This is a genomic window from Curtobacterium sp. MCBA15_013 (assembly GCF_001865095.1).
Lineage (GTDB): Bacteria > Actinomycetota > Actinomycetes > Actinomycetales > Microbacteriaceae > Curtobacterium.
In genome coordinates, this window is sequence record NZ_MJGQ01000009.1 from 1 (window position 1) to 22,563 (window position 22,563).

At 70.4% G+C, this 22,563-nt stretch carries 22 protein-coding genes; 6 read left to right on the forward strand and 16 right to left on the reverse strand.

Annotated features, from left to right (window positions below):
• Window positions 1–50: 50 nt before the first annotated feature.
• The 3 genes from BIV01_RS07015 to BIV01_RS18920 form a co-directional block, all read right to left on the reverse strand.
• The gene (locus BIV01_RS07015) at window positions 51–428 is read right to left on the reverse strand and encodes a hypothetical protein (protein WP_071302368.1); all 378 of its coding nucleotides are present in this window, start codon (window positions 426–428) and stop codon (window positions 51–53) included.
• Between the two features lie 108 nt (window positions 429–536).
• Window positions 537–1,001, reverse strand: coding sequence for a phage tail protein (locus tag BIV01_RS07020; protein ID WP_071302369.1), 465 nt, complete (start codon window positions 999–1,001; stop codon window positions 537–539).
• A gap of 95 nt (window positions 1,002–1,096) precedes the next feature.
• Window positions 1,097–1,486 carry a DUF2510 domain-containing protein gene (locus BIV01_RS18920; RefSeq protein WP_083403153.1) on the reverse strand — a complete coding sequence of 130 codons (390 nt, stop codon included), beginning with the start codon at window positions 1,484–1,486 and terminating at the stop codon, window positions 1,097–1,099.
• A 154-nt stretch (window positions 1,487–1,640) separates the two neighbouring features.
• On the opposite strand from BIV01_RS18920, the gene BIV01_RS07030 reads away from it, so the two are divergent.
• Window positions 1,641–2,543, forward strand: a complete 903-nt coding sequence (locus tag BIV01_RS07030) for a GIY-YIG nuclease family protein (RefSeq protein ID WP_139199251.1) — start codon at window positions 1,641–1,643, stop codon at window positions 2,541–2,543.
• 33 nt (window positions 2,544–2,576) lie between these two features.
• Here the strand turns inward: BIV01_RS07030 and ychF are convergent, their stop codons facing one another.
• Window positions 2,577–3,650, reverse strand: coding sequence for a redox-regulated ATPase YchF (gene ychF, locus BIV01_RS07035; protein ID WP_070416738.1), 1,074 nt, complete (start codon window positions 3,648–3,650; stop codon window positions 2,577–2,579).
• A gap of 182 nt (window positions 3,651–3,832) precedes the next feature.
• Here ychF and BIV01_RS07040 point away from each other — a divergent pair, with 182 nt between their 5' ends.
• The gene (locus tag BIV01_RS07040; RefSeq protein WP_083295392.1) at window positions 3,833–4,468 is read left to right on the forward strand and encodes an exonuclease domain-containing protein; all 636 of its coding nucleotides are present in this window, start codon (window positions 3,833–3,835) and stop codon (window positions 4,466–4,468) included.
• A gap of 82 nt (window positions 4,469–4,550) precedes the next feature.
• On the forward strand, window positions 4,551–5,309 hold the full coding sequence (locus BIV01_RS07045) for a GntR family transcriptional regulator (protein WP_070416740.1): 759 nt from the start codon (window positions 4,551–4,553) through the stop codon (window positions 5,307–5,309).
• Between the two features lie 9 nt (window positions 5,310–5,318).
• Here BIV01_RS07045 and BIV01_RS07050 read toward each other — a convergent pair whose 3' ends face one another.
• The 11 genes from BIV01_RS07050 to iolC all read right to left on the reverse strand — a co-directional run bounded on the left by BIV01_RS07050 (window position 5,319) and on the right by iolC (window position 17,312).
• A complete protein-coding gene (locus tag BIV01_RS07050; RefSeq protein WP_071302371.1) occupies window positions 5,319–5,726 on the reverse strand; it encodes a tautomerase family protein in 408 nt (135 codons plus the stop codon).
• A gap of 122 nt (window positions 5,727–5,848) precedes the next feature.
• Window positions 5,849–7,066: a Gfo/Idh/MocA family protein gene (locus BIV01_RS07055; protein WP_071302372.1), complete on the reverse strand. Its 1,218-nt coding sequence runs from the start codon at window positions 7,064–7,066 to the stop codon at window positions 5,849–5,851.
• Window positions 7,063–8,175, reverse strand: a complete 1,113-nt coding sequence (locus BIV01_RS07060; RefSeq protein WP_071302373.1) for a transaldolase family protein — start codon at window positions 8,173–8,175, stop codon at window positions 7,063–7,065. Before BIV01_RS07060 ends, BIV01_RS07055 begins: the two co-directional genes overlap by 4 nt.
• Complete coding sequence (locus BIV01_RS07065; protein WP_071302374.1) at window positions 8,172–9,041, reverse strand: sugar phosphate isomerase/epimerase family protein; 870 nt, start codon at window positions 9,039–9,041, stop codon at window positions 8,172–8,174. Before BIV01_RS07065 ends, BIV01_RS07060 begins: the two co-directional genes overlap by 4 nt.
• A 3-nt stretch (window positions 9,042–9,044) precedes the next feature.
• Window positions 9,045–10,076 (reverse strand): Gfo/Idh/MocA family protein, encoded by a 1,032-nt coding sequence (locus BIV01_RS07070; RefSeq protein WP_071302375.1) that lies wholly within the window; start codon window positions 10,074–10,076, stop codon window positions 9,045–9,047.
• Between the two features lie 20 nt (window positions 10,077–10,096).
• Window positions 10,097–11,023, reverse strand: a complete 927-nt coding sequence (locus BIV01_RS07075; protein WP_071302376.1) for a sugar phosphate isomerase/epimerase family protein — start codon at window positions 11,021–11,023, stop codon at window positions 10,097–10,099.
• A gap of 38 nt (window positions 11,024–11,061) precedes the next feature.
• Complete coding sequence (gene iolD / locus BIV01_RS07080; RefSeq protein WP_071302377.1) at window positions 11,062–12,942, reverse strand: 3D-(3,5/4)-trihydroxycyclohexane-1,2-dione acylhydrolase (decyclizing); 1,881 nt, start codon at window positions 12,940–12,942, stop codon at window positions 11,062–11,064.
• A 17-nt stretch (window positions 12,943–12,959) separates the two neighbouring features.
• Window positions 12,960–13,862: a 5-deoxy-glucuronate isomerase gene (iolB, locus tag BIV01_RS07085; RefSeq protein WP_071302378.1), complete on the reverse strand. Its 903-nt coding sequence runs from the start codon at window positions 13,860–13,862 to the stop codon at window positions 12,960–12,962.
• 6 nt (window positions 13,863–13,868) lie between these two features.
• Window positions 13,869–15,380 carry a CoA-acylating methylmalonate-semialdehyde dehydrogenase gene (locus BIV01_RS07090; protein ID WP_070416748.1) on the reverse strand — a complete coding sequence of 504 codons (1,512 nt, stop codon included), beginning with the start codon at window positions 15,378–15,380 and terminating at the stop codon, window positions 13,869–13,871.
• Window positions 15,377–16,366 carry a class I fructose-bisphosphate aldolase gene (locus tag BIV01_RS07095; RefSeq protein WP_070416749.1) on the reverse strand — a complete coding sequence of 330 codons (990 nt, stop codon included), beginning with the start codon at window positions 16,364–16,366 and terminating at the stop codon, window positions 15,377–15,379. The genes BIV01_RS07090 and BIV01_RS07095 overlap by 4 nt, the downstream gene beginning before the upstream one ends.
• Window positions 16,359–17,312, reverse strand: a complete 954-nt coding sequence (gene iolC / locus BIV01_RS07100; protein ID WP_441294375.1) for a 5-dehydro-2-deoxygluconokinase — start codon at window positions 17,310–17,312, stop codon at window positions 16,359–16,361. The genes BIV01_RS07095 and iolC overlap by 8 nt, the downstream gene beginning before the upstream one ends.
• A gap of 173 nt (window positions 17,313–17,485) precedes the next feature.
• Here iolC and rmuC point away from each other — a divergent pair, with 173 nt between their 5' ends.
• Window positions 17,486–18,748, forward strand: a complete 1,263-nt coding sequence (rmuC, locus tag BIV01_RS07105) for a DNA recombination protein RmuC (protein WP_070416751.1) — start codon at window positions 17,486–17,488, stop codon at window positions 18,746–18,748.
• 184 nt (window positions 18,749–18,932) lie between these two features.
• Here rmuC and glpX read toward each other — a convergent pair whose 3' ends face one another.
• Window positions 18,933–19,922, reverse strand: a complete 990-nt coding sequence (gene glpX, locus BIV01_RS07110; protein ID WP_079238384.1) for a class II fructose-bisphosphatase — start codon at window positions 19,920–19,922, stop codon at window positions 18,933–18,935.
• Window positions 19,923–20,082: 160 nt separating this feature from the next.
• Here glpX and fbaA point away from each other — a divergent pair, with 160 nt between their 5' ends.
• Together fbaA and BIV01_RS07120 are read left to right on the forward strand one after the other, a co-directional pair.
• Complete coding sequence (fbaA, locus tag BIV01_RS07115; protein WP_070416752.1) at window positions 20,083–21,111, forward strand: class II fructose-bisphosphate aldolase; 1,029 nt, start codon at window positions 20,083–20,085, stop codon at window positions 21,109–21,111.
• 94 nt (window positions 21,112–21,205) lie between these two features.
• The gene (locus tag BIV01_RS07120) at window positions 21,206–22,465 is read left to right on the forward strand and encodes a M18 family aminopeptidase (RefSeq protein WP_071302380.1); all 1,260 of its coding nucleotides are present in this window, start codon (window positions 21,206–21,208) and stop codon (window positions 22,463–22,465) included.
• Window positions 22,466–22,563: the final 98 nt, after the last annotated feature.

The following is a 22,563-nucleotide window of genomic DNA, read 5'->3' on the forward strand; positions in this document are numbered from 1 at the left end:
CACGACGAAGGCCGCCGAGCACTGCTCGGCGGCCTTCGTCGTGTGTGGGGTCAGTCGGTCTTGTCCGCGGCCGCCGTGTCCGCGTCCGCATCCGCCGTGTTCGCCTCGTCGGCGTCGGCGAAGCGGTGCCCGCCGTCGACGTCCACCGGCCGTTCGGTCCCCGCTCGCTCCGCAGCGTCCCGCAGCCGCCGGATGAACGCGTGGTCCTCGGGCTCGAGTTCGTCGTCGGGCGCCGCGCTCACGGTCAGCTCGCTCGCGGGGCCGATCAGCACCGTCGTCCGGGTCACCGAGCCGTCGTCGGCCACCGCGGGGATCGCAACGGTGTCGGTCCTGCCGTTGGCACCGAGGATCGCCGCGTAGTCCGCGACCGCATCGGCGATCGCGTCCCCCGTGAGGATCTGGCTGCCGTCGTAGTGGATGTACTTCACGTTGCCTCCTAGCCTCTCGACGGTAGGTGGGCGTGATGCGCGTGGGCCGAGCAAGCGCGTTCTGTGGCCAAACCGGACGACGACCGGCTCAGCGCGGACGACTCGAGGTCAGTACTCGCCCTTGACGACGAAGTACGAACCGCGGATCGTCCCCGCCAGCTTCGACTTCTGCCGCGCGAACTTGAACTTGTCCGCCAGCTCCTCCGGCACCTCCATGCCGTCCGAGAGCTTGAACCCGACCGCTCGCTTGCCGCCCGGCTCCAACGTGTAGAGGACGTTGACCGCGAGTCCGGACTCGTAGAAGACGTGGGTCCAGCGGATCCCGTCGACGAAGGCCTCGGTGGCTTCGAGCGGTTTCGAGGCGATGACCAGCCCCCGCTCGTCCTGGAGGACCTTCGTGACGTAGTCGACCAGATCGGGCACGTCCTCGGCGGAGTGGGTGGTGAAGACGTGGTCGTACTTGTTCTTGAAGTAGCGCGCCTCGTTCGCCCGGAGGCCGGCGAGGGCATCGGCGACCGGCGAGGACTCCAACCCGACGGTGGACACGTGCTCGAAGTCGACGACGTACGACATGGGGCCTCCTCGGCGATGGACTCAGCGCCAACCTAGCGCGGCGATGCGAACAGACGCCAAGCCAGCCGGTCCGACGCACGCATCCGCGGTTGCGGTCAGACGAGCTTCTCGAAGACCATCGTCGCCTGGATCCGGTCGCCGCCGCCGAAGCCTGTGCTGCCCGAGGACGACGTGGTGATCGTGTGCAGCCGGTACCCGAGCGCCGCCTGCGCGTTGATCGCCCGCTCGAGCTCCGTGAGGTTGCCGGACCCGGTACCGAAGAACTTCTCCTTGAGCACCACCTGCAGGACGACGTAGCTCATACCGGCTGGAGCAGGGCGCGGCTGCCCACCGGCGGAGGCCTCGGCCTGGATACGGTCGATCACCCCGCCGAGTCCCGGTGACGGCGCTGCCGCGGGCTGCACCTGCTCCGTCCACGCGGAGCCGTCCCACCACCGCATCGTCCCGGAACCGTCGTCGTACCAGCCCGCCTGCGCGTTCGTCATGTACCCATCCTGGCGGCGTGCGATCGATTCCGGCGACGGCACTGCGAATCCCCCAGCGCCGTCACCGGCGAAGCCGCGCGTTGGTCACGCTCACCAACATCGTGCCCTAGGCTCTTTGAGTAAACATCAACAAATCGGGGGAAGAACCATGGCAGTGCAGACCGCGATCGACCCAAGCGTGCAGCAGCAGGTAGCGAACGAGCTTGGACTCTACGTCTACATGCTCGTCGATCCCGCGACGGGTGTGCCCTTCTACGTCGGGAAGGGAAAGGGCGAACGGTTCGCCTCCCACGGGAGGGAAGCGCTGCTCACGGACAGCGCCGAGACCCCGAGCAACAAGATCGCCAAGATCGCCAAGATCAAGGCGATCCGGGAACTCGGCGCTGAACCGGAGATCTGGATCGTCCGCTACGGCATGCGATCCGAGGTCGAGTACACGTCTGTCGAGGCCGCGTGCATCGACCTGCTCCGCTCGATGCCGGTCCTCGCACGGGCCACAGGAACCGTGCGGCTTCCCGGAGGCCAAGCCGCCCAGCTCACGAACGCGCGACGAGAGTCGGCCAAGGGGCACGGCATCATGCGACTCCAGGACCTTCTCGACGAGATGTCAGCGCCGCCGCTCGAGACGGACGAACCCCTGCTCATCGTTTCCCTCGGCGCGTGGACCAGCAGTCGCGAGGAGGCGCTCGACGGCTCCGAACTGGACGGCTACGGGTACAAGGCGGACTGGCTCCCGCGAGCGGAGCGCGAGAAGCACTCCCAGGAGATCGGGCAATCGGCGTCGAAGTGGTTCAAGTTCTCCGAAGCCACGGTCGAGCGCCACGGGATCGAGTACGCCGTCGCAGCGCATCGCGGCGTGACTCGCGCACTCCTCCGGATCGTCCCGGGCTCGTGGCAGCACCAAGGGTCGGGCACTCATCGCCGGAGCGGCTTCCGCTTCGAGGTCGTGAGCGACGGAGCACTGTTCGAGGAGACGGTCGGCGCGTACGGCCACCGCCTGCCGGAGAAGAGGCGTGGCGAGCAGTCGACGTTCCGCTACTGGCCCTACGCCCGCTGAGGACGGACCGAGGCGCACAACCCGAACGACGGGTCAGTTGTTGAAGCGGAACTCCACCACGTCGCCGTCCTGCATGACGTAGTCCTTGCCCTCGATCCGGGCCTTGCCGTGCGCACGGGCCTCGGCAATGGAACCGGCAGCCATGAGGTCCTCGAACGAGATGACCTCGGCCTTGATGAAGCCCTTCTCGAAGTCGGTGTGGATCACGCCGGCAGCCTGGGGTGCCTTCCACCCCTTGCCGATCGTCCACGCGCGGGCTTCCTTCGGACCGGCCGTCAGGTAGGTCTGCAGCCCGAGGGTGTCGAAGCCGATGCGGGCGAGCTGGTCGAGGCCGGACTCGGTCTGCCCGGTCGACTCGAGGAGCTCGGCGGCGTCGGCCGGGTCGAGCTCGATCAGCTCGGACTCGACCTGGGCGTCGAGGAACACGGCCTGGGCGGGCGCGACGAGCGCGGCCAGTTCGGCCTTGCGGGACTCGTCGGTGAGGATCGCCTCGTCGACGTTGAAGACGAAGATGAACGGCTTGGCCGACAGGAGACCGAGCTCGGCGATCGGAGCGAGGTCGATCGAGGTGGCGGACAGGAGCGTGCCCTGCTCGAGCGCTGCCTTGGCCTCACGAGCGGTCTCGAGCACGATCGGCTCGGCCTGCTTCAGCTTCACGGTCTTCTCGTACCGCGGCAGCGCCTTCTCGATGGTCTCGAGGTCGGCGAGGATCAGCTCGGTGTTGATGACCTCGAGGTCGTCCTTCGGCGACACCTTGTTCGCGACGTGCACGACGTCGTCGTCGGTGAAACCACGGACGACCTGCGCGATGGCGTCGGCCTCGCGGATGTTGGCGAGGAACTTGTTGCCGAGCCCCTCGCCTTCGCTCGCACCCTTGACGATGCCGGCGATGTCGACGAACGACACGGGGGCCGGCACGGTCTTCTCGGAGTTGAAGAGCGTTGCGAGCTGGTCCAGCCGCGGGTCGGGGAGGTTCACCACGCCGACGTTCGGCTCGATCGTCGCGAACGGGTAGTTCGCGGCGAGGACCTGGTTCTTGGTCAGGGCGTTGAACAGGGTCGACTTGCCGACGTTCGGGAGACCGACGATTCCGATGGTGAGTGCCACGGGAGGACAGCCTACCGGCGGCCGCCCGTCGGGGCCGACCCGCGCCTCCAGTCCGACAGTCCGACAGTCCGACGCGGACGGCCGACCGTCGACTGCCGACACCCGTCGGCCGGGACGGCCGGCCGGCCGCAACGCCGAGGGGCTCTGCGGCGATGTCGGCGCCGCGTGCGACGATCGGGACCGTGCCGTTGAACTTCACCGCGATCGACTTCGAGACCGCGAACAGCTCGCCCGCCAGCGCCTGCTCGGTCGGACTCGTCAAGGTCCGCGCGGGCAGGGTCGTCGAGCGGGCGTCGTGGTTCATCCGACCGCCGCTCGGGCACGACGCCTTCCTCGAGTGGAACACCCGCATCCACGGCATCGTCGCGTCGGACGTCGTCGGGGCGAAGTCGTGGGAACAGCAGTACCCGGACATCGTGGCGTTCGCCGACGGGGACGTCCTCGTGGCGCACAACGCCCGCTTCGACATGGGCGTGATCGCCGGTGGGTGCTCGGCGACGGGGATCGACCTCGCGGAACACCACTCGCTGTGCTCGCTGCAGGTCGCCCGCAAGACCTACACGCTCGACTCCTACCGCCTGCCGATGGCGGCGCGGGCCGCCGGGTACGAGGGCTTCCAGCACCACGACGCGGCCGCCGATGCCGAGGCGTGTGCGGCGATCGTGGTGCACGCGGCCGGGCACCACGGGACGGACACGGTCGAGGCGCTCGGCGCGGCCGTCCGGGTCGCCATCGCGCCGGTGCGGGCCCGAGCGGAGAAGCCGCGGACGGCTGCGCAGCCCCGGCTGTCGAACCGCCCGATGATCTTCGCTGACTGACGTCGGCCGCACGGCCGCGCTGGCCGGTCCGCCGCGGGCCCGGTGGTATTGTCACGACAATCCCTACTGCTGAAGGACCGCGATGACCAACGAAGGCCAGCTGCCGTCCGACCTGTTCATGGACCTGGACCGGTCGGGTCCGATGCCCCTGTACTTCCAGGTCGCCTCGCGCATCGAGGAGTCGATCCGCTCCGGCGCGATGCCCCCGGGTGCCCGCCTCGAGAACGAGATCGCCCTGGGTGAGCGGCTCGGGCTGTCCCGGCCGACGATCCGCCGGGCGATCCAGGACCTCGTCGACAAGGGCCTGCTCGTGCGCCGGCGCGGGATCGGCACCCAGGTCGTACACGGCCCGGTGACCCGCAAGGTCGAGCTGACCAGCCTCTACGACGACCTCGCACAGGGGTCGCAGGCGCCGGCGACGAAGCTCCTGGAACGCAACGACGTGCCCGCCCCGGACGCCGTCGCCGAGGCGCTCGGCATCGCACCGGGCACCACGGTCGCCCACATCCGTCGCGTGCGCTTCGCCGAGGACGTCCCGATGGCGATCCTCGAGAACTACCTGCCGCCGGAGTTCCTCGAGATCACCGACGACGACCTGCAGACCCACGGCCTGTACCAGCTCCTGCGCGGCCGCGGCGTGACCATGCGGGTCGCGAAGCAGCGCATCGGCGCCCGTGCGGTCACCGACGAGGAGGCCGGCCTGCTCGAGATCGAGGACGGCGACCCGGTGCTCACGATGAGCCGCACCGCGTACGACGCCTCGGGCCGCGCGGTCGAGTACGGCGTGCACTGCTACCGCCCGGACCGCTACTCGTTCGAGGTCACGCTCGTCGACAAGTAGGCCGCGCGCTCAGGCGAACGAGGGGACCCCGAGTTCGCCGGTCACGTACTGCGCCCGGCCGAAGCCGAAGGACCAGTCCTCCGGCCCGTTCTCGACGTACCCGATGAAGACGTCCTCGGACGCGACACCGACCCCGGCAAGGCCGTCGTGGACCGCCCGGTAGAGCTCCTGCTTCGCGGCCTGGTCGCGCCCGCGCTGCGTGAAGACCTGGATCATCACGACCCCGTCGGTGCGCTCGAACCCGAGTCCGGCGTCCTCGGCGATGATCTGCTGCGCCGGGTGCTCCGTGACTATCTGGAACCGGTCGCGTGCGGGGATGCCGTACACGTTGACGATGGCGGTGTGGATCGCGTCGGCGACGGCACGCACGGCCTCGGGCGTGCGGCCGGTGGCGAGGTCGATACGGACGAGCGGCATGGTGCCTCCTGCAGGTCGATACTTTGTCCTGACAACCTAACATGGATTGCGACCGCGGGACAGAGCAGACGGGAGGCGCGGTGCCAGCTGGCACCGCGCCTCCCGTCCGTCGGGTCGTGCGTCTAGAGCACGGGGGTCGCCGCCGCGTAGGTGAGCGGTCCGTCGACGCGCGCCACCTCGTGCCACGCCCCGTCGGCGAGCGACGCCTCCGCCGCTTCCACGATCGAGGCAGCCGCCAGGCCGTCGGCGACCGACGGCGCGAGCTGCTCCCCGCGCCGGACGCTCGCGATGAACTGCGCGGCCTCGACGGTCTTCAGGTCGTCGTACCCCATTGCGGTGCCGGCGCCCGGCTGGAAGCGGGCGAACTCGCCGTCCCCCGCGGCCACGTAGTGGGTGGCGTACCCGTCGACCTCTTGCCCGTCGAGGTAGACCTCGAGCTCGTTGAGCCGCTGGAAGTCCCACCGCACCGAGCCCTTCGTGCCGTACACCTCGAGCGTGTACTCGGCGTGCGGCCCCCGCATGACGCGGCTGGAGTCCATCGTGCCGACGGCGCCGTCCTCGAAGCGGAAGAGCAGGGCCGCGTAGTCCTCGTTCTCGACCGGCTTCCGCTCCCCCGTCGCGGCGGCGCTGCGGTCGACGATGCCAGCGCCGGGGAGCGGTCGGTCGACGATGAAGGTCTCCGCGAGCGCCGTCACGGACGAGATCCGGCCGACGACGTACTGCGCCAGGTCGAGCCCGTGCGAGAGCAGGTCGCCGAGGACGCCCGAGCCGGCACGCTCCCGCTCGAAGCGCCAGGTCAGCGGCGCCGCGGGGTCGGACGAGTAGTCGGCGAGGAGCGACCCGCGGACGTTCGTGATCCGGCCGAGGCGCCCGCTGCGGACGAGTTCGCGCGCCCGTTCGATCGCCGGGGCGTGCCGGTAGTTGAAGCCGACGCTCGTGATGACACCGGCGCGCTGCACGGCCTCGTGGATCTGTCGGGAGTCGCTGGCGTACCGGCCCATCGGCTTCTCGATCCAGAACGGCTTGCCCGCCTCGGCAGCGGCGACCGCCATCTCGCGGTGCAGGAAGTTCGGCGAGCAGATCGAGACGACGTCGACCTCGGGGTCGGCGAGGACCTCGTGGTAGTCGGCGACGGCCCGCTCGTAGCCCAGGCGGGTCACGGCCTGGTCGCGTGCCGCCTCGATCGGGTCGGCGGCGACGACGAGCCGGGGGTGCACGCCGAGCTCCGGGAAGTGGTCGGGCAGGGCGCGGTAGGCACGGGAGTGCAACCGGCCCATCCAGCCGACCGAGATGAGGCCGACACCGATGGTGGCGCCGTCGGCGGACGCGGCTGCGCTCATGCTGCCGGCACGATGATGTCGCGGACCAGGGCGTCGAGCTTCGCGTCGGCGTCGAGGAACTGGCGCAGCGTGGTCACCGTGGCGCCGAAGCGGTCGAACTCCTCGATCGTCATGCCGTCGACGTCGTAACCTCGGGCGAACTCCGGCGAGGCGGCACGCAGCGCGTCGATGACGTGCGCGGGGACCTCGTCGTGGATGGCGTCCGGACGGAACGGGAACGCGTTGTCGTTGATGTCCTTCGACCACTGGAACGGCGGCGACACGACGAGGTCACCGCCCTGGAACTCCGACCACTGCATCGCGTTCCGGAAGGCGGCGACGAGCACGCGCGACCGGAAGCCGCGTTCCTGGAAGACCCGGTACGCGTGCTTCACGGCAGCGACACCGGCCCACTCGAGGATGCCGGGGTCGACCATCACGTGGTCGCGCTTGACGACGGTCTTCAGCCAGTCGTCGAAGCGGCCGGCCATCAGCGTGACGACGTGGCCGAACTCCTGCTCGGGCAGACCCTCGGCGGCACGGCGGTCGAGGGCGCGCTCGATGGCCTCGCCCACGGCGACGACCTGCGGCACGGTGAACGACACGGTCGCGTTGATCGAGACACCGCGGTACGCGGCCTCCTCGATCGCGGCGATGCCGACCTTGGTGGCGGGGATCTTCACGATGATGTTCGGCGCGAGCTGCGAGAACCGCACGGCCTGTTCGACGAGGGCGTCCCGGTCGCGGTGGAGACGCGGGTCGGTCTGCATGCTCAGCCGGCCGTTGCGGCCACCCGAGGCCTCGAAGGCGGGCAACAGCTGCGCGGCCGCGGCGATCGAGAGCTCCTCGACGGCCTTCCAGCCGATCCAGGACTCCCCCGCGGTCGGGTGCTCGGCGGCGATCTCGCGGATGCGCGGGACCCAGGTGTCGGGGTCCTGCTGGATGCAGGTGTACGCGATCACCGGGTTGCAGGTCGCCCCGACCGCACCGTACTCGTGGATCGCCGTGGACAGCTCGCGCGGATCGGCGGAGTCGTTCCACAGGGCGGTCACGGTCTGCGACGCGGCCTGCAGGGTGACGGGTCGGACGTCGGTGCCGGTGGGCGTCGGGGTCTCGATGGTGGTCGTCATCGGTTCAGTCCCTTCGTGATCGTGTCGAGCTGGAAGCGGGAGACCTCGTCGGCGTTCTCGTCCTCGGCGAAGACGCTCGACACCGCGACGGTGTCCTCGCGCGCCGCGAAGCCGACGCGGTCGAGGGCGGCCCAGAAGGCGTCGAAGTCGACGTCCGCCTGCCCGACGGGGAGGTGCTGGTGCACGCGCACGGGGTTGCCCGGCGGGTTCGTGATGTAGCGGAGGCCGTGCGACCGTCGGTGGTCGTAGGCGTCGGCGACGTGGATGAGTTGCAGCGAGTCGCCCGCGGCGTCGATGATCTCGTCCATGTTGCCGCCGTAGTGGAAGGTGTGGCAGGCGACGTAGACGAACCCGACGTGCTTCGAGTTGAGGCCGCGGATGACCCGGAGGGCCTCGAGGCCGTCCTCGACGAAGTCGTCCGGGTGCGGGTCGATGAGCACGCGGAGTCCGGCGTCCTCGATGATCGGCAGGAGCTCCTCCATCGAGCGGTAGAAGGCGTCCTCGGACTCCTCGGGGCGTTCGGGGCGGCCGGAGAACTCGGTGTTGATCGTGTCGACGCCGAGGCGCTTCGTGATCTCGATGACCCGCTTCCACTTCGTCACCGCGGCCTCGCGGGCGTCACGGTCGGGCCCGGACCACCGGAGGACCGGCAGGACCGACGCGACCTGCACCCCGGCCTTCCGGCACGCGGCAGCGAACGCGTCGACGAGGTCGTCGTCGGCCTTCGGGTGCCGGTAGAAGGGGATGAAGTCCTGGTGCGGGGTGAGCTGCAGGTACTCGTAGCCGAGGTCCGCGACCTTCTGCGGGAACTCCAGCAGCGACAGGTCGTGGTGCAACGGCGTGGGGTCGAGTGCGATCTTCGGCATCGATCAGACCGTCTCGTAGAACGCCGGCTTCGCGGTGGCGTAGGCGACCTGCTCCAGCGCGCCGGACTGCTGCGCGCGCACGGCCACCTCGGCGACGACGGACGCCGTGTAGCCGTCCCAGGCGCTCGGCCCGTCGATGCCGCCGGTCTTGGCGGCGTCGACCCAGCGCTGGACCTCCTCGTCGTAGGCGGCGCCGAAGCGCTCCACGAACGACGGGGTGACGCCCTGGCCGGACACGCCCTGCGACACGAGGTTCAGCGAGGTCTCGCGGCCGATGTAGGCGACACCCGACTCGAACACCGCGTCGGTCGTGACCTGGTAGCCGAACTGGGCGTTGACGTTGATCTCGACGATCGCCATCGTGCCCGACTCGGTGGTGAACAGGACGAACTGCGGCTCGGGCAGGTCGGCCGGTGCGAGGGAGTTCTTGCGCGGCTTCTTCACCTCGACGGCGACGATCGGCTCCCCCGTGATGAACGGGATGATGTCGATCTCGTGGATCACCGAGTCGTGGATGAGCATCGACTCGCTGAAGTTCGGCGGGGTCGTCGGGTTGCGGTGCGCGTGGTGCAGCGCGAGCAGGGCACCGTTCGACCCGGACTCGCGAAGCGCACGGAGCTCCTGGTAGCCCTTCTCGAACCGGCGCATGAAGCCGACCTGGATCTTCGGGCGGGCAGACTTCGCCTGCTCGAGCTCGACGATCCGCAGGGAGTCCGCGGCCGACGTCGTGAGCGGCTTCTCGCAGAGGACGGCGAGGCCACGCTCGATCGCGGGCACGAGGACGGGCTCGTGCAGGAAGCCCGGGGTCGCGACGATGACGGCGTCGATCGGGGTGGCGTCGAGTGCGTCCTCGAACGACGACGCGGTGATCGCACCCGGGGCCTTCGCCGCGGCCGCGGTGGCCCGGGCGGTGTCGGGGTCGACGATCGCGACGACGTCGGCGCCGGCGATGGTCGACGTGATGCGACGCACGTGGTCGCTGCCCATCGCGCCCGCTCCGACGACGGCGACGCGGAGGTTCTCGGTGGTGCTCATGCTGGGTTCTCCTGGGGGTGTCAGAGGGCGCGGGCGGCGGCGGTCGAGCCGAAGATGTGCTGGAACGTGCGCTCGGCGATCGGGCCGGGAGCGTCGACGGAGCAGCCGTACATGTCCTGCTCGACGATGCCGAAGATGTCCGGGTTGATCGTCGCGACGGCCTCGATGATGGGCGCGAGCTCCGGCGTGCCGTGCGGCGGCTCGGTCATGATCCCCTGCGCCACCGCGGTGGCGAACGGGACGTCGTTCTTCAGGACGTCGGGGAGCAGGTCGGTGTCGACCTGCTTGAGGTGCAGGTAGCCGACGCGCTCGGGGTGCTCGGCGATGAGCTTCAGGTTGTCGCCGCCGTAGTACGCGAAGTGGCCGGTGTCGAGGCAGAGGTTCGTGTACGCCGGGTCCGTCTCGGAGAGAAAGCGCACGGTCTCCGTGTAGGTGCCGACGTGGCTGTCCGCGTGCGTGTGGAACTGCTGGTGCACGCCGAACTCCTCGAGCAGCGCCTTGCCGAGCTGGTCGTGGCCCTTGCCGAGGCGCTCCCACTGCTCGTCCGTCAGCGTGCGCGATTCGAGCACCTCTTCCGTGGCGTCCGAGCGCCAGAGGTCCGGGATGGTCACGAGGTGCTCGGCGCCGAGCGCGGCGGCGAGACCGGCGACCTTGACGGCCTGGTCCCAGGCGCGCTGGAACTGGTCGTCGCCCTTGTGGAACCCGGTGAAGACGGTGCCGGCTGACAGCTGGAGCCCGCGGGACTCCAGTTCGTCGCGCAGCTGCGAGGGGTCGGTGGGCAGGTACCCGTACGGCCCGAGCTCGATCCACTTGTAGCCGGCCGCGGTCGCCTCGTCGAGGAAGCGCTGCCACGGAACCTGCTTCGGGTCGTCGGGGAACCAGACGCCCCACGAGTCGGGGGCGGTGCCGATCCGGATGGCGTCGGTGGCGGTGGCGGTGTCGGTCATGACGTCGTCGTCTGCTTTCTGCGTGTGGTCGGAGGTGTTCAGCCGAGCAGGGGACGCTGCGCGGCGACCTGCTGCTCGTACGCGGCGCGGGCCTGCTGGGTGCTCGGCAGCGTGGAGGTCTGGGCGACCGGGACGTCCCACCAGCCGTCACCATCGGGGGCGTAGACGAGCGGGTCCGAGTGGACGTGCACGAGCGTGGTGTGGTCGTTCGCCTTCGCCTGACGCACCGCGGACTTGAGGTCCTCGATCGCGTTCGGCCCGGGCTGCACCTCGATGACGTCGACGCCGTACGAGCGTGCGTTGGCGGCGAGGTCGACGGGCAGCACGTCGTCGCCCTCGAACGAGCCGGTCTCGTCGAGGTAGCGGTACTTCGTGCCGTACCGCTCGGACCCGACCGTCTCGGACAGGTGCCCGATGGACGCGTACCCGTTGTTCTGGATGAGGACCACCACGATCTTGATGCCCTCGGCCACGGCCGTGACGAGCTCGGTGTGCAGCATGAGGTAGCTGCCGTCGCCGACCATGACGATCGCGTCGCGGTCCGGCGCGGCACGGCGGACGCCGATGCCCCCGGCGATCTCGTAGCCCATGCACGAGAACGCGTACTCGACGTGGTAGCCGAGGGCGTCCCGCACCCGCCAGAGCTTGTGCAGGTCGCCCGGCAGCGATCCGGCCGCCTGGATGACGACGTCGTGCGGATCGGTGGCGGACTGCACGGCGCCGATGATCTCGGACTGACCGGGCACGGCCAGGCCGGACGGGGCGAAGGCCCGATCGACCACGGCGTCCCACTCCTGCTTCCGCTGCGCGATCTCGGCCGCGTACCCGGCGTCCACCGAGAACGCGGCGAGGTGCTCGGCGAGCGCGACGAGCGCCTCCCGGGCGTCCGCGATCAGCGGGAGTTGCGACCCGTGCTTGTAGGCGTCGAACGCGGCGACGTTGACGTTGACGAACGTGACGTCCGGATTCTGGAACGCCGTCCGGGAGGCCGTCGTGAAGTCGCTGTACCGCGTCCCGATCCCGATGACGACGTCGGCCTGCGCGGCGATCGCGTTCGCCGCGGCGGTGCCGGTCGCGCCGATGCCGCCGAGGTACTGCGGGTGGTCCCAGACGAGCGAGCCGCCGCCGGCCTGCGAGGTGCCGACCGGGATGCCGGTGGCCTCGACGAACGCCGCGAGTTCCTGCTCCGCACCGGAGTACAGCACGCCACCGCCGGCGACGATGACGGGACGCTTTGCCGCCCGGATCGCCGCGACCGCACGCGCCAGCGGGCCGTGCTCGGGCAGCGGCCGGCGGATGTGCCACTCACGCGGCTGCAGGAATGCGACGGGGACGTCGAGCTGCTCGGCCTGGACGTCCTCGGGCAGGGCGATGGTCACGGCGCCGGTCTCGGCCGGGTCGGTGAGCACCCGCATCGCCGCGAGCGCGATCGAGAACAGCTGCTCCGGACGCTCGACGCGGTCGAAGTACCGGGACAGCGGACGGAACGCGTCGGTCACCTGCAGCGAGGTGTCGTGCGGCAGCTCGATCTGCTGGAGCACCGGGTCGGTGGTGCGCGTGGCGAAGGTGTCCGACGGCAGCAGGAGTGCGGGCAACCGGTTGGTCGTCGCGAGCGCCGCGGCGGTCAGCATGTTCGCGGCACCCGGGCCGACCGACGCCGTCGCGGCGAAGGTGGCACGGCGGCGGTGCATGCGGGCGAAGCCGACGGCCTCGTGCACCATCGCCTGCTCGTTGCGGGCCTGGTGGTACGGCAGCAGGCCGGGCTGCTCGACGTGGAGCTGCTTGATGGCCTGGCCGACGCCGGCGACGTTGCCGTGCCCGAAGATGCCGAAGATCCCCGGGATGGTGCGTTCGCGGACGTCACCGTCGACGGTCCACTGGTTGGCCAGGAACTCGACGAGTGCCTGGCCGACGGTCATCCTCCGCGTGTTGGTGGTCACGCGAGCTTCCTTTCGTAGGGCAGGCGCGGGTCGATCGACTCGGATTCCCACACCTGGCGGACCCAGCCGTGCGCCGGGTCGTCGGTGATGTTCCAGACGCGTTCCGGGTCGGGCCCGGCCATCACGTTGAGGTAGTACATGTCGTAGCCCGGCGCCGCGACGGCGGGACCGTGCCAGCCGTACGGCACGAGGGCGATGTCGCCGGTCCGCACCTGCCGGAACTCGTCGATCGCGCGGTCGTCGGACGCGTAGGTCCGGTGCAGTGCGAACGGGTCGGCGGTGGTCGGTGCGGAGACACCGCGCGCGACGGCGGACTCGTAGTAGTAGATCTCCTCGAGGTTCGACTCCTCGCCGGGCATGGACGTGTCGTGCTTGTGCGGCGGGTACGACGACCAGTTGCCGGCCGGCGTGATCACCTCGCACACGATGAACCTGTCCGCGTCGAGCGCCGCCGGGGTGCCGAAGTTGTGCACCTGCCGGCTGGACTGTCCGGCACCGCGGAGCTCGACCGGCACGTCCTGCCGGGCCACGTACGTCGTCGGCTTGACGGTGTCGGTGGGTGCCTCGGCGACCGCGAGCCGACCGGTGCCGGTGATCCGCGCCTCCGTTCCCGAACCGAGGTACAGGACGTCGGTCGGTCCGTCGAACACGCTCGAACGCCCGTCGAGGGCCTGGTCGCCGTTCCCGGCGGCGCCCGCGTACGTGACGTGGAACGATCCGGCGAGCGGCACGACGATCCGCTCCACGGCGTCGGCCTGGAGGCGCAGCTCGCCCCCGTCGGTCAGCGCGCCGGTCCGCAGACCGGTGTGCGCCCACCCCGCGACACGGCCGTCGATCACGTCCGTCCAGCCCGCCTCGGGGCGGGAGCCGGCGGGGTTGAACCAGTTGTCGGTCGTCACGAGCGCTCAGCCGTTCGACGGGAAGCCGAGGTTGATGCCGCCGTGCGACGGGTCGAGCCAGCGGCTCGTGATCGCCTTCTGACGGGTGAAGAAGCTCACGCCGTCGGCGCCGTACGCCTTGTGGTCGCCGAACAGCGAGTTCTTCCAGCCACCGAACGAGTAGTACGCGACGGGGACGGGGATCGGCACGTTGATGCCGATCATGCCGACCTGCACGTCGCGCTGGAAGCGACGAGCAGCGCCGCCGTCGTTGGTGAAGATGGCGGTGCCGTTGCCGTACGCCCCGCTGTTGATGAGCTCGAGGCCCTCCTCGTAGGAGGCGACGCGGACGACGCTCAGCACCGGGCCGAAGATCTCCTCGGTGTAGACGCGGCTCGTGGTGGGGACCCGGTCGATCAGCGTCGGGCCCAGCCAGAAGCCGTTCTCGTCGCCGTCGGGTCGGACGGTGCGGCCGTCCACCACAACCACCGCACCGTCCTGCTCTGCGACCTCGATGTACGAGGCGACCTTGTCACGGTGCTGCTTCGTGACGAGCGGGCCCATGTCGCACCCGCGACGACCGTCGCCGATGCGCAGGGTCGCCGCGCGCTCCGTGATCTTCTCGATGAGTTCGTCGGCCACCGGCTCGACGGCGACGACGACCGAGATCGCCATGCAGCGCTCACCGGCGGAGCCGAAGCCCGCGTTGATGGCGTTGTCCGCGACGAGGTCGAGGTCGGCGTCCGGCAGCACCAGCATGTGGTTCTTCGCACCGCCGAGGGCCTGCACGCGCTTGCCGTGCTTCGTGCCCGTCTCGTAGACGTACTGCGCGATGGGGGTCGACCCGACGAAGGAGATCGACTCGACGTCGGGGCTGGTCAGGAGCCCGTCGACGCTCAGCTTGTCGCCGTTCAGGACGGTGAAGACACCGTCGGGCAGTCCGGCCTCCTTGAACTTCTCGGCGAGCCAGATCGCGGCGCTCGGGTCCTTCTCGCTCGGCTTCAGCACGACGGTGTTGCCCGCGGCGATCGCGATCGGCAGGAACCACAGCGGCACCATGGCGGGGAAGTTGAACGGGCTGATGATGCCGACGACACCGAGCGGCTGACGGATCGAGTACACGTCGATGCCGGTCGACACCTGGTCGCTGAACTCACCCTTGAGCAGGCTCGGGATGTTCGTCGCCAGCTCGACGACCTCTTGCCCGCGGGCGATCTCGCCGAGGGCGTCGTCGATGACCTTGCCGTGCTCGCTCGTGATGATCTCGGCGAGCTCCGCCTTGTCGCGGTTGAGGACCTCGCGGAAGGAGAACAGGATCTGCTGGCGCTTCGACAGCGACAGGTTGCTCCACGCCGGGAACGCCGCCTTCGCACTCGCGATCGCCGCCTGGATCTCCTCCTCGTTCGCGAGGGCGACCTGCTTCGTCGCGACCCCGAGCGCCGGGTCGTACACCGGGGCCGTGTTGCCGGAGGTCGACGCGACGCGTGCCCCGTCGATCCAGTGCCCGATGGTCGTGGTGGCGGTCTCGGTGGTGGTCATGCGTTGCTTCCTTCCGGGATGGACGAGTCCATGGTGGTGGCGCCCGCGAGCCGAGCGGCTGGGTCGTGGGATTCTGTGGAGAACCCGGCCCGGGCCTCCTGGGTGTGGACGAGCCCGGCGGCCACGTCCACGGCTGCGGCGACGTCGCCGTCCGGCGGGTAGAGCAGCGTGCGGCCGACGACCAGGCCGCGCACCCCGGGGAGTGCCAGTGCGTCGGCCCACTTGGCGTAGGTCTCGAGCGGGCGGGTCGACGGGTCCCCGCCGAGCAGCAGGGTCGGCAGCGTCGTCGCGGCCATCACCCGTTCCATGTCGTCCACGACCGGGATCTTGAGCCAGCTGTACGCGCTCGACTCCCCCAGTCCCGCGGCGATCGCCATCGAGGTGATCACAGCGTCGGCGGTCAGGTCGTTGACGACCCGGCCGTCCTGCCACGCGGACATGAACGGCTCGAGCATGATCGGCAGCCGGAGCGCCGCGGCCTCGCTGACCGCCCGGGCCGTGGCCTCGAGGGTCGGGGCGGTGCCCGAGTCCTCCAGGGCGATGCGCACCAGGAGCTTGGCGAAGTCCAGCCCGGAGTCCTTGATGGCCTGCGCCGAGTACGCCGTGTAGCGGTCGTCCATCTCGAACGTCGCGCCCCGGAGGCCACCGCGGTTCATCGACCCCACGACGACCTTGTCGTCGAGGGCACCCAGGAGCGCGAGGTCCTCGAGGATGTCCGGCGTGCCGAGCACCCCGTCCACCCCGGGGCGTCCGAGCGCCGTGACGAGCCGCTCGAGCAGGTCGTACCGGTCGGCCATGGCGGACTCGTCGTTCCGGACGGCCAGGGCTCCGCGTGCCGGGTGGTCGGCGGCCACGATGAAGAGCTTGCCGTCGTCGGCGAGCAGGGAGCGCTTGCGGCGGGCGTCGAGCGCGGCCCGCACGAGCTCGGGCTGCCCGGCGCGGACGTCCCGCAGCCGCGCGAAGTCGGCGGTGCTGATCTCAGGCATTGACGGCCTCCTCCGTGGGGTTGTCCTGCAGGAACTGCTCGATCTCGTCGCTCGTCGGCATCGCGGTCGAGCACTCGAACCGGGTCGCGACGATCGCGCCGGCGGCGTTGCAGAACGCGAGGATCCGCTCGAGCCCCCAGCCCTGCAGCAGTCCGTGGGTGAGTGCCCCGCCGAAGCCGTCGCCCGACCCGAGGCCGTTGACGACGTCGATGTGGTGCGGGCGGAACTCGACGAACTCGTCCCGGGTCTTGGCGAGGACGCCCTTCGGCCCCTGCTTGACGATGGCGATCTCGACCCCGCGCTCGAGCAGGGCGTCGGCGGCGCGGACGGGGTCGGTCTCACCGACGGCGACCTCGCACTCCTCGCGGTTGCCGACGGCCACGGTCGCGTGTTCGAGGGCGACGGCGACCTCGCGCGTCGCGGCCTCGGGCGACGACCAGAACATGGACCGGTAGTCGAGGTCGAGCACGGTGTGCCGGGCGGTCGGGGACGCGGCGGCACTGCGCGCTTCGTACGCGACGTGGTGGGCCTGGCGGCTCGGCTCCTCGCTGAGGCCGGTGACCGTCGTCCAGAAGATCTTCGCCCGCTCGATCTCGTGCAGCGGCAGGGACTTCGCCGTGATCATGAGGTCCGGGGCCTTCGGTGCCCGGTAGAAGTACAGCGGGAAGTCGTCCGGCGGGAAGATCTCGCAGAACGCGACGGGGGTGTTCAGCCCCTCGACCGTCTCGACGAAGGCGTTCGCGACACCGAACTCCGGCAGGGTCCTGGCGATGTAGCGGCCGAACGGGTCGTTGCCCGTGCGCGTGATGACCGCCGCGTCGGCTCCGTGCCGGGCTGCTGCGATCGCGACGTTCGTGGCGCTGCCGCCGACGGACTTCGAGAACGTCGAGACGTCTTCGAGCGGCCCCGTCTGCTGCGGGTAGATGTCGACGCTCACACGTCCCATCGTGATCACGTCGTACGCGTGGGGAGCTGGGTTCGTCATGCGACGCGGGGGACCTTCCGTGCGGCTTCATCGGCGGACGATCACGACTGTACACCTTGTTTGCCCTAATGTCATGACATGGATTCGGGCGGCCCAGGAGGCGCGGTGTCGGTGGGTCCTGCCAAGGTCGCGACATGCAGATCCTCGCCCTGGTCATCGGTCTCGTGATCGGCGTCGCCGTCGGTGCGGTCGTCGCGTGGTCGCTCGCGCGGTCCCGCGCCGGCGTGGACGCCGCCACCTCCCGCGCCAGCGCCGAGGCGCTCCGGTCGCGCCTCGACGAGGTCCGTCGCGACGCCGAGGAACGGCTCGACGCGCAGGACGCGCAGTACCGGCGGCAGGTCGACTCGCTCGAACGCCGGGCCGCCGAACTCGAGCACCTCGTCCAGCGCATGCACGGTGCCGACGCCGCCCGGACCCAGGGCGAGTCGAAGGTGCTCTCCGCGCTCAGCCCGGTCGCCCAGACGCTCGACGTCATGCGCGCCAAGATCGCCGAGCTCGAACAGTCCCGCAGCGAGCAGTACGGGGCCCTCTCCGCACAGCTGCGCTCCGCTGCCGAGTCCGAGGAACGGCTGCGCGCCACCGCCGACACGCTGGCCAGCGCCCTGTCGTCGAACAGCACGCGCGGCGTCTGGGGCGAGACCCAGCTGCGCAACGTGGTCGAGGCCGCGGGGCTCCTCGAGCGCGTCGACTTCGACGTGCAGTCCTCCGTCACCACGACCGCCGGCACCGCCCGCCCCGACATGGTCGTGCACCTGCCGGGTGGCAAGACCATCGCCGTCGACGCCAAGGTCCCGTTCAGCGCCTACCTGCAGGCTGCCGAGATCCCGGCGACCGCGACCGGCGCCGAGGGGGCCCGGCGCGATGCGCTCATCGGGCAGCACGTCAAGGCACTGCGGGCCCACGTCGACGCCCTCGCCGCGCGGGAGTACTGGACCGGCTACGACGCGTCACCCGAGCTCACCGTGGCGTTCATCCCGTCGGAGTCGCTCATCTCGAGCGCCCTCGCCGCCGACCCCGGGCTGCTCGACCACGCGTTCCGCAAGCGCATCGCACTCGCGTCGCCGGTGACGCTGTGGTCGGTGCTGAAGACCGTGGCGTTCTCGTGGCAGCAGGACGTCGTCTCACAAGAGGCGCACGAGCTCTTCCGGGTCTCCCGCGAGCTCTACGGTCGCCTGGCCACCATGGCCGGACACGTCGACAAGCTCGGGCGGTCGATCCGGGGCTCCGTGGTCGACTACAACCGGTTCGTGGGGTCGCTCGAACGGCAGGTCCTGCCGAGTGCCCGGCGGCTGTCACTCCTCGACGAGTCGAAGGTCATCGCGGACCCGGCGACGATCACCGACGAGCCGAGGCTGCTCACCGCGCCGGAGCTCGTCGGCGCCCTCGACGACGACTGACGTCCGCGCCGGCGCGCTGGTGCCGCGCCGTCCCGCTTCGCCCCGCCCCGCCCCGCCCCGCACAACGAAAGTCCGTCCGAACCACGCGGGAACGTGGTTCGGACGGACTTCGGTTGTGCGGACGCGATGTGCGCCGCGCCGCCGCGCAGCGCCGGCCGCGCCGCGGCGCCGCGGCGTCAGCGGATCAGAACCACTTCTCGGCGCGGTGGTCCGCCTGGATGCGGCGGATCGTGTTCGAGCGGGACCGCAGCACGAGCGAGTCCGTGTGGATGACGCCGCGCGACCGGCGGACACCGTCCACGAGCACACCGTCGGTGACACCGGTGGCGACGAAGAACGTGTTGTCGCCCGTGACCAGGTCGTCCTGGTCGAGGACCTTGTCGAGGTCGTGTCCGGCGGCGATCGCCTTCTCGCGCTCCTCGTCGTCCTTCGGCTGGAGCTTGCCGAGGATCACACCACCGAGCGCCTTGATCGCGCACGCGGTGATGATGCCCTCCGGGGTGCCGCCGACACCGACGCACATGTCGATCGTCGATCCGGGCAGCGCCGCCGCGATGCCACCGGCGACGTCACCGTCGAGCAGCAGCCGGGTGCCGGCACCGGTCGCACGGATCGCACGGATGAGTTCGTCGTGGCGGGGACGGTCGAGGACGGCGATCTGCATGTCCTCGAGGTCCTTGCCCTTCGCCTTCGCGAGCGCACGGATGTTGTCACCGATGGGCTTCTCGAGGTCGAGGACGCCGCGGCCCTCGGGACCGGCGGCGATCTTGTCCATGTAGAACACGGCGGACGGGTCGTACATCGAGCCGCGGTCCGAGACGGCCATCACCGAGATCGCGTTCTGGCGGCCCGCGGCGGTCAGCGAGGTGCCGTCGATCGGGTCCACGGCGATGTCGCAGGCCGGGCCGTGCCCGTTGCCGACGTGCTCGCCGTTGTAGAGCATCGGGGCGTTGTCCTTCTCGCCCTCGCCGATGACGACCACGCCGTCGAAGTTCACCGTGCCGAGGAACTTCCGCATCGCGTCGACGGCAGCACCGTCCGCGAGGTTCTTCTCACCACGCCCGACCCACGGCTGCGCACGGATCGCCGCGGCCTCCGTCGCACGCACGAGCTCGAGCGCCAGGTTGCGGTCGGGCTGGAGGAACAGGGAGCCGGTTTCCGTCGTGGGAGTCACGACCGCCAGCCTACCGACCGGCAGCCGACCGACGGTCCGGACAACGGGCCCGTGGACGCATGTGCACGCCGGGCGCGGGCCGACCGCGTAACCCGCACCGCGCCTCCAGTCCGGCTGACTACGATCGGCGAGGACACCACCGAAGTCGAAGGAGATCCACGTGCCCATCGCAACGCCGGAACAGTACGCCGAGATGATCGAACGAGCGAAGGCCGGCAAGTTCGCGTACCCCGCCGTCAACGTGTCGTCGTCACAGACGATCAACGCGGTCCTCCAGGGCCTCGCCGAGGCGGGCTCGGACGGCATCCTCCAGGTGACCACGGGTGGCGCCGACTACTTCGCCGGCCACACCGTCAAGAACCGCGCAGCCGGTGCCCTCGCGATGGCGAAGTTCGCCCACGAGGTCGCGAAGAACTACGACATCACCGTCGCGCTGCACACCGACCACTGCCCGAAGGACGCCCTCGACGGCTTCGTCCTGCCGCTCATCGCAGCGAGCGAGGAAGAGGTCCGCGCCGGCCGCAACCCGATCTTCCAGTCGCACATGTGGGACGGCTCGGCCGTGCCGCTCGACGAGAACATCGAGATCGCCAAGACCATGATCGAGAAGACGCGGAACATCAACGCGATCCTCGAGGTCGAGATCGGCGTCGTCGGCGGCGAAGAGGACGGCGTCGAGCACGAGGGCACGAACGACGCCCTGTACACGACCCCGAACGACGTCGAGAAGGTGGTCGACGCACTCGGCCTGGGCGACAAGGGCCGCTGGATCGCCGCGCTCACGTTCGGCAACGTGCACGGCGTCTACAAGCCGGGCAACGTCAAGCTCCGCCCCGAGCTCCTCGGCGAGATCCAGGCCTCGGTCGCGGCCAAGCACGGCACCGGCGAGAACCCCCTCGACCTCGTCTTCCACGGTGGCTCCGGCTCGACCGACGACGAGATCCACGAGGCCGTCCGCAACGGCGTCATCAAGATGAACATCGACACGGACACGCAGTACGCGTTCACGCGCTCGATCGCCGACTCGATGTTCCGGAACTACGAGGGCGTCCTGAAGATCGACGGCGAGGTCGGCAACAAGAAGCAGTACGACCCGCGCGCCTGGGGCAAGGTCGCCGAGACCGCGATGGCGGCTCGCGTCGGCGAGGCCGCGAAGGTGCTCGGCTCGGCCGGCCACACCAAGGGCTGACACCCCGAGCAACAGCCTGGAGGAACGGGGCGCGTCCGACGGACGCGCCCCGTTCTGCGTCCGGTCACCTCCACCGTCGTGCCACGATGGTCGGGTGACCGCCGACGCCATCGCCTCCGACTTCGCCCAGTTCGTCACCGAGTCCCCCACCGCGTTCCACGCGGCAGCGGCGGCCCGGGACCGCCTCGTCGCCGCGGGGTTCGAGGAGCTCGACGAGCTCGGCGCCTGGCCGACGACGCCCGGCGCCTACGTGGTGGTCCGTGACGGTGCCGTCATCGCCTGGCGTCTGCCGTCCGGGGCCACCCCGACCACCCCGTTCCGGATCCTCGGCGCCCACACCGACTCCCCCGGGTTCCGCATCAAGCCGAACCCCGGCGTGCGCACCGGCGGCTGGGAGCAGCTGAACGTCGAGGTCTACGGCGGCGCGCTCCTCTCCACGTGGTTCGACCGCGACCTCCGCATCGCCGGCCGGGTCGTCGACGCGGACGGGACGGTCCGTCTGGTGTCCACCGACGCCGTCGCCCGCATCCCGAACCTCGCGATCCACCTCGACCGCGGCGTGAACGACGGCAAGGAGATCGACCGCCAGCGCCACACCCTGCCGATCGTCGGGGTCGACGGCGACACGGGCGGGACGGACGTGGTGTCGTGGCTGCGCGCCCGGCTCGGCGACGGTGCCGTGTCGTGGGACCTCTTCCTCGCCGACACCCAGGTGCCGGCCCGGATCGGCATCGACCGCGAGTTCCTCGCCTCGGGCCGGATGGACAACCTGACGAGCGTGCACGCCGGACTCCGCGGCATCGTCGAGGCCCCGGCCGACGGCGACCACATCCCCGTGTTCGCGGCGTTCGACCACGAGGAGATCGGGTCCTCGACCCCGTCGGGTGCCGGCGGCCCCTTCCTCGAGGACGTCCTCGGGCGCGTGCAGGAGGGCCTCGGCGCCACCCGTTCCGAAGCCGCGCGGGCGTTCCGTGCCTCGTGGCTGCTGTCGAGCGACGCCGGGCACCTCGTGCACCCGAACCAGCCGGAGAAGCACGACCCCACGAACCGTCCGCGTCCGGGAGCGGGACCGCTCCTGAAGATCAGCGCGAACCAGCGCTACATGACCGAGGCGAAGGGCGAGGCCGTCTGGGCCACCGCGTGCGCTGCCGCGGGCGTGCCGTGGCAGCCGTTCGTCAACGTGAACACGATCCCGGGCGGCTCGACCATCGGCCCGATCGCGGCGACCCGGCTCGGGATCCCGACGATCGACATCGGCGTCGGGCTGCTGTCGATGCACTCGATCCGCGAGCTCGTGCACGTCGACGACCTCGCGTCCCTGCACGGCGCCGTCGCCGCGTTCCTGGCCGGCTGACGCGGGGAGCGCCCGGCGTCGCCTGGCCCGCGGGAGTGCGCGCCCCGACGACGACTGCGCACGGTGCACCACGCGCAGTCGTCGTCCGACCGCGCAGT

Bases quoted from the DNA above. Each gene is read 5' to 3' on its own strand.
- BIV01_RS18920 (WP_083403153.1), bottom strand. From the start codon at position 1,486: ATGACGAACGCGCAGGCGGGCTGGTACGACGACGGTTCCGGGACGATG.
- rmuC (WP_070416751.1), top strand. From the start codon at position 17,486: ATGCAGATCCTCGCCCTGGTCATCGGTCTCGTGATCGGCGTCGCCGTC.
- BIV01_RS07055 (WP_071302372.1), bottom strand. From the start codon at position 7,066: ATGAGCGCAGCCGCGTCCGCCGACGGCGCCACCATCGGTGTCGGCCTC.
- BIV01_RS07095 (WP_070416749.1), bottom strand. From the start codon at position 16,366: ATGCCTGAGATCAGCACCGCCGACTTCGCGCGGCTGCGGGACGTCCGC.
- BIV01_RS07090 (WP_070416748.1), bottom strand. From the start codon at position 15,380: ATGACCACCACCGAGACCGCCACCACGACCATCGGGCACTGGATCGAC.
- BIV01_RS07060 (WP_071302373.1), bottom strand. From the start codon at position 8,175: ATGACGACCACCATCGAGACCCCGACGCCCACCGGCACCGACGTCCGA.
- iolC (WP_441294375.1), bottom strand. From the start codon at position 17,312: ATGGGACGTGTGAGCGTCGACATCTACCCGCAGCAGACGGGGCCGCTC.
- BIV01_RS07075 (WP_071302376.1), bottom strand. From the start codon at position 11,023: ATGACCGACACCGCCACCGCCACCGACGCCATCCGGATCGGCACCGCC.
- BIV01_RS07065 (WP_071302374.1), bottom strand. From the start codon at position 9,041: ATGCCGAAGATCGCACTCGACCCCACGCCGTTGCACCACGACCTGTCG.
- iolD (WP_071302377.1), bottom strand. From the start codon at position 12,942: ATGACCGTCGGCCAGGCACTCGTCGAGTTCCTGGCCAACCAGTGGACC.
- BIV01_RS07020 (WP_071302369.1), bottom strand. From the start codon at position 1,001: ATGTCGTACGTCGTCGACTTCGAGCACGTGTCCACCGTCGGGTTGGAG.
- BIV01_RS07050 (WP_071302371.1), bottom strand. From the start codon at position 5,726: ATGCCGCTCGTCCGTATCGACCTCGCCACCGGCCGCACGCCCGAGGCC.
- BIV01_RS07070 (WP_071302375.1), bottom strand. From the start codon at position 10,076: ATGAGCACCACCGAGAACCTCCGCGTCGCCGTCGTCGGAGCGGGCGCG.
- BIV01_RS07045 (WP_070416740.1), top strand. From the start codon at position 4,551: ATGACCAACGAAGGCCAGCTGCCGTCCGACCTGTTCATGGACCTGGAC.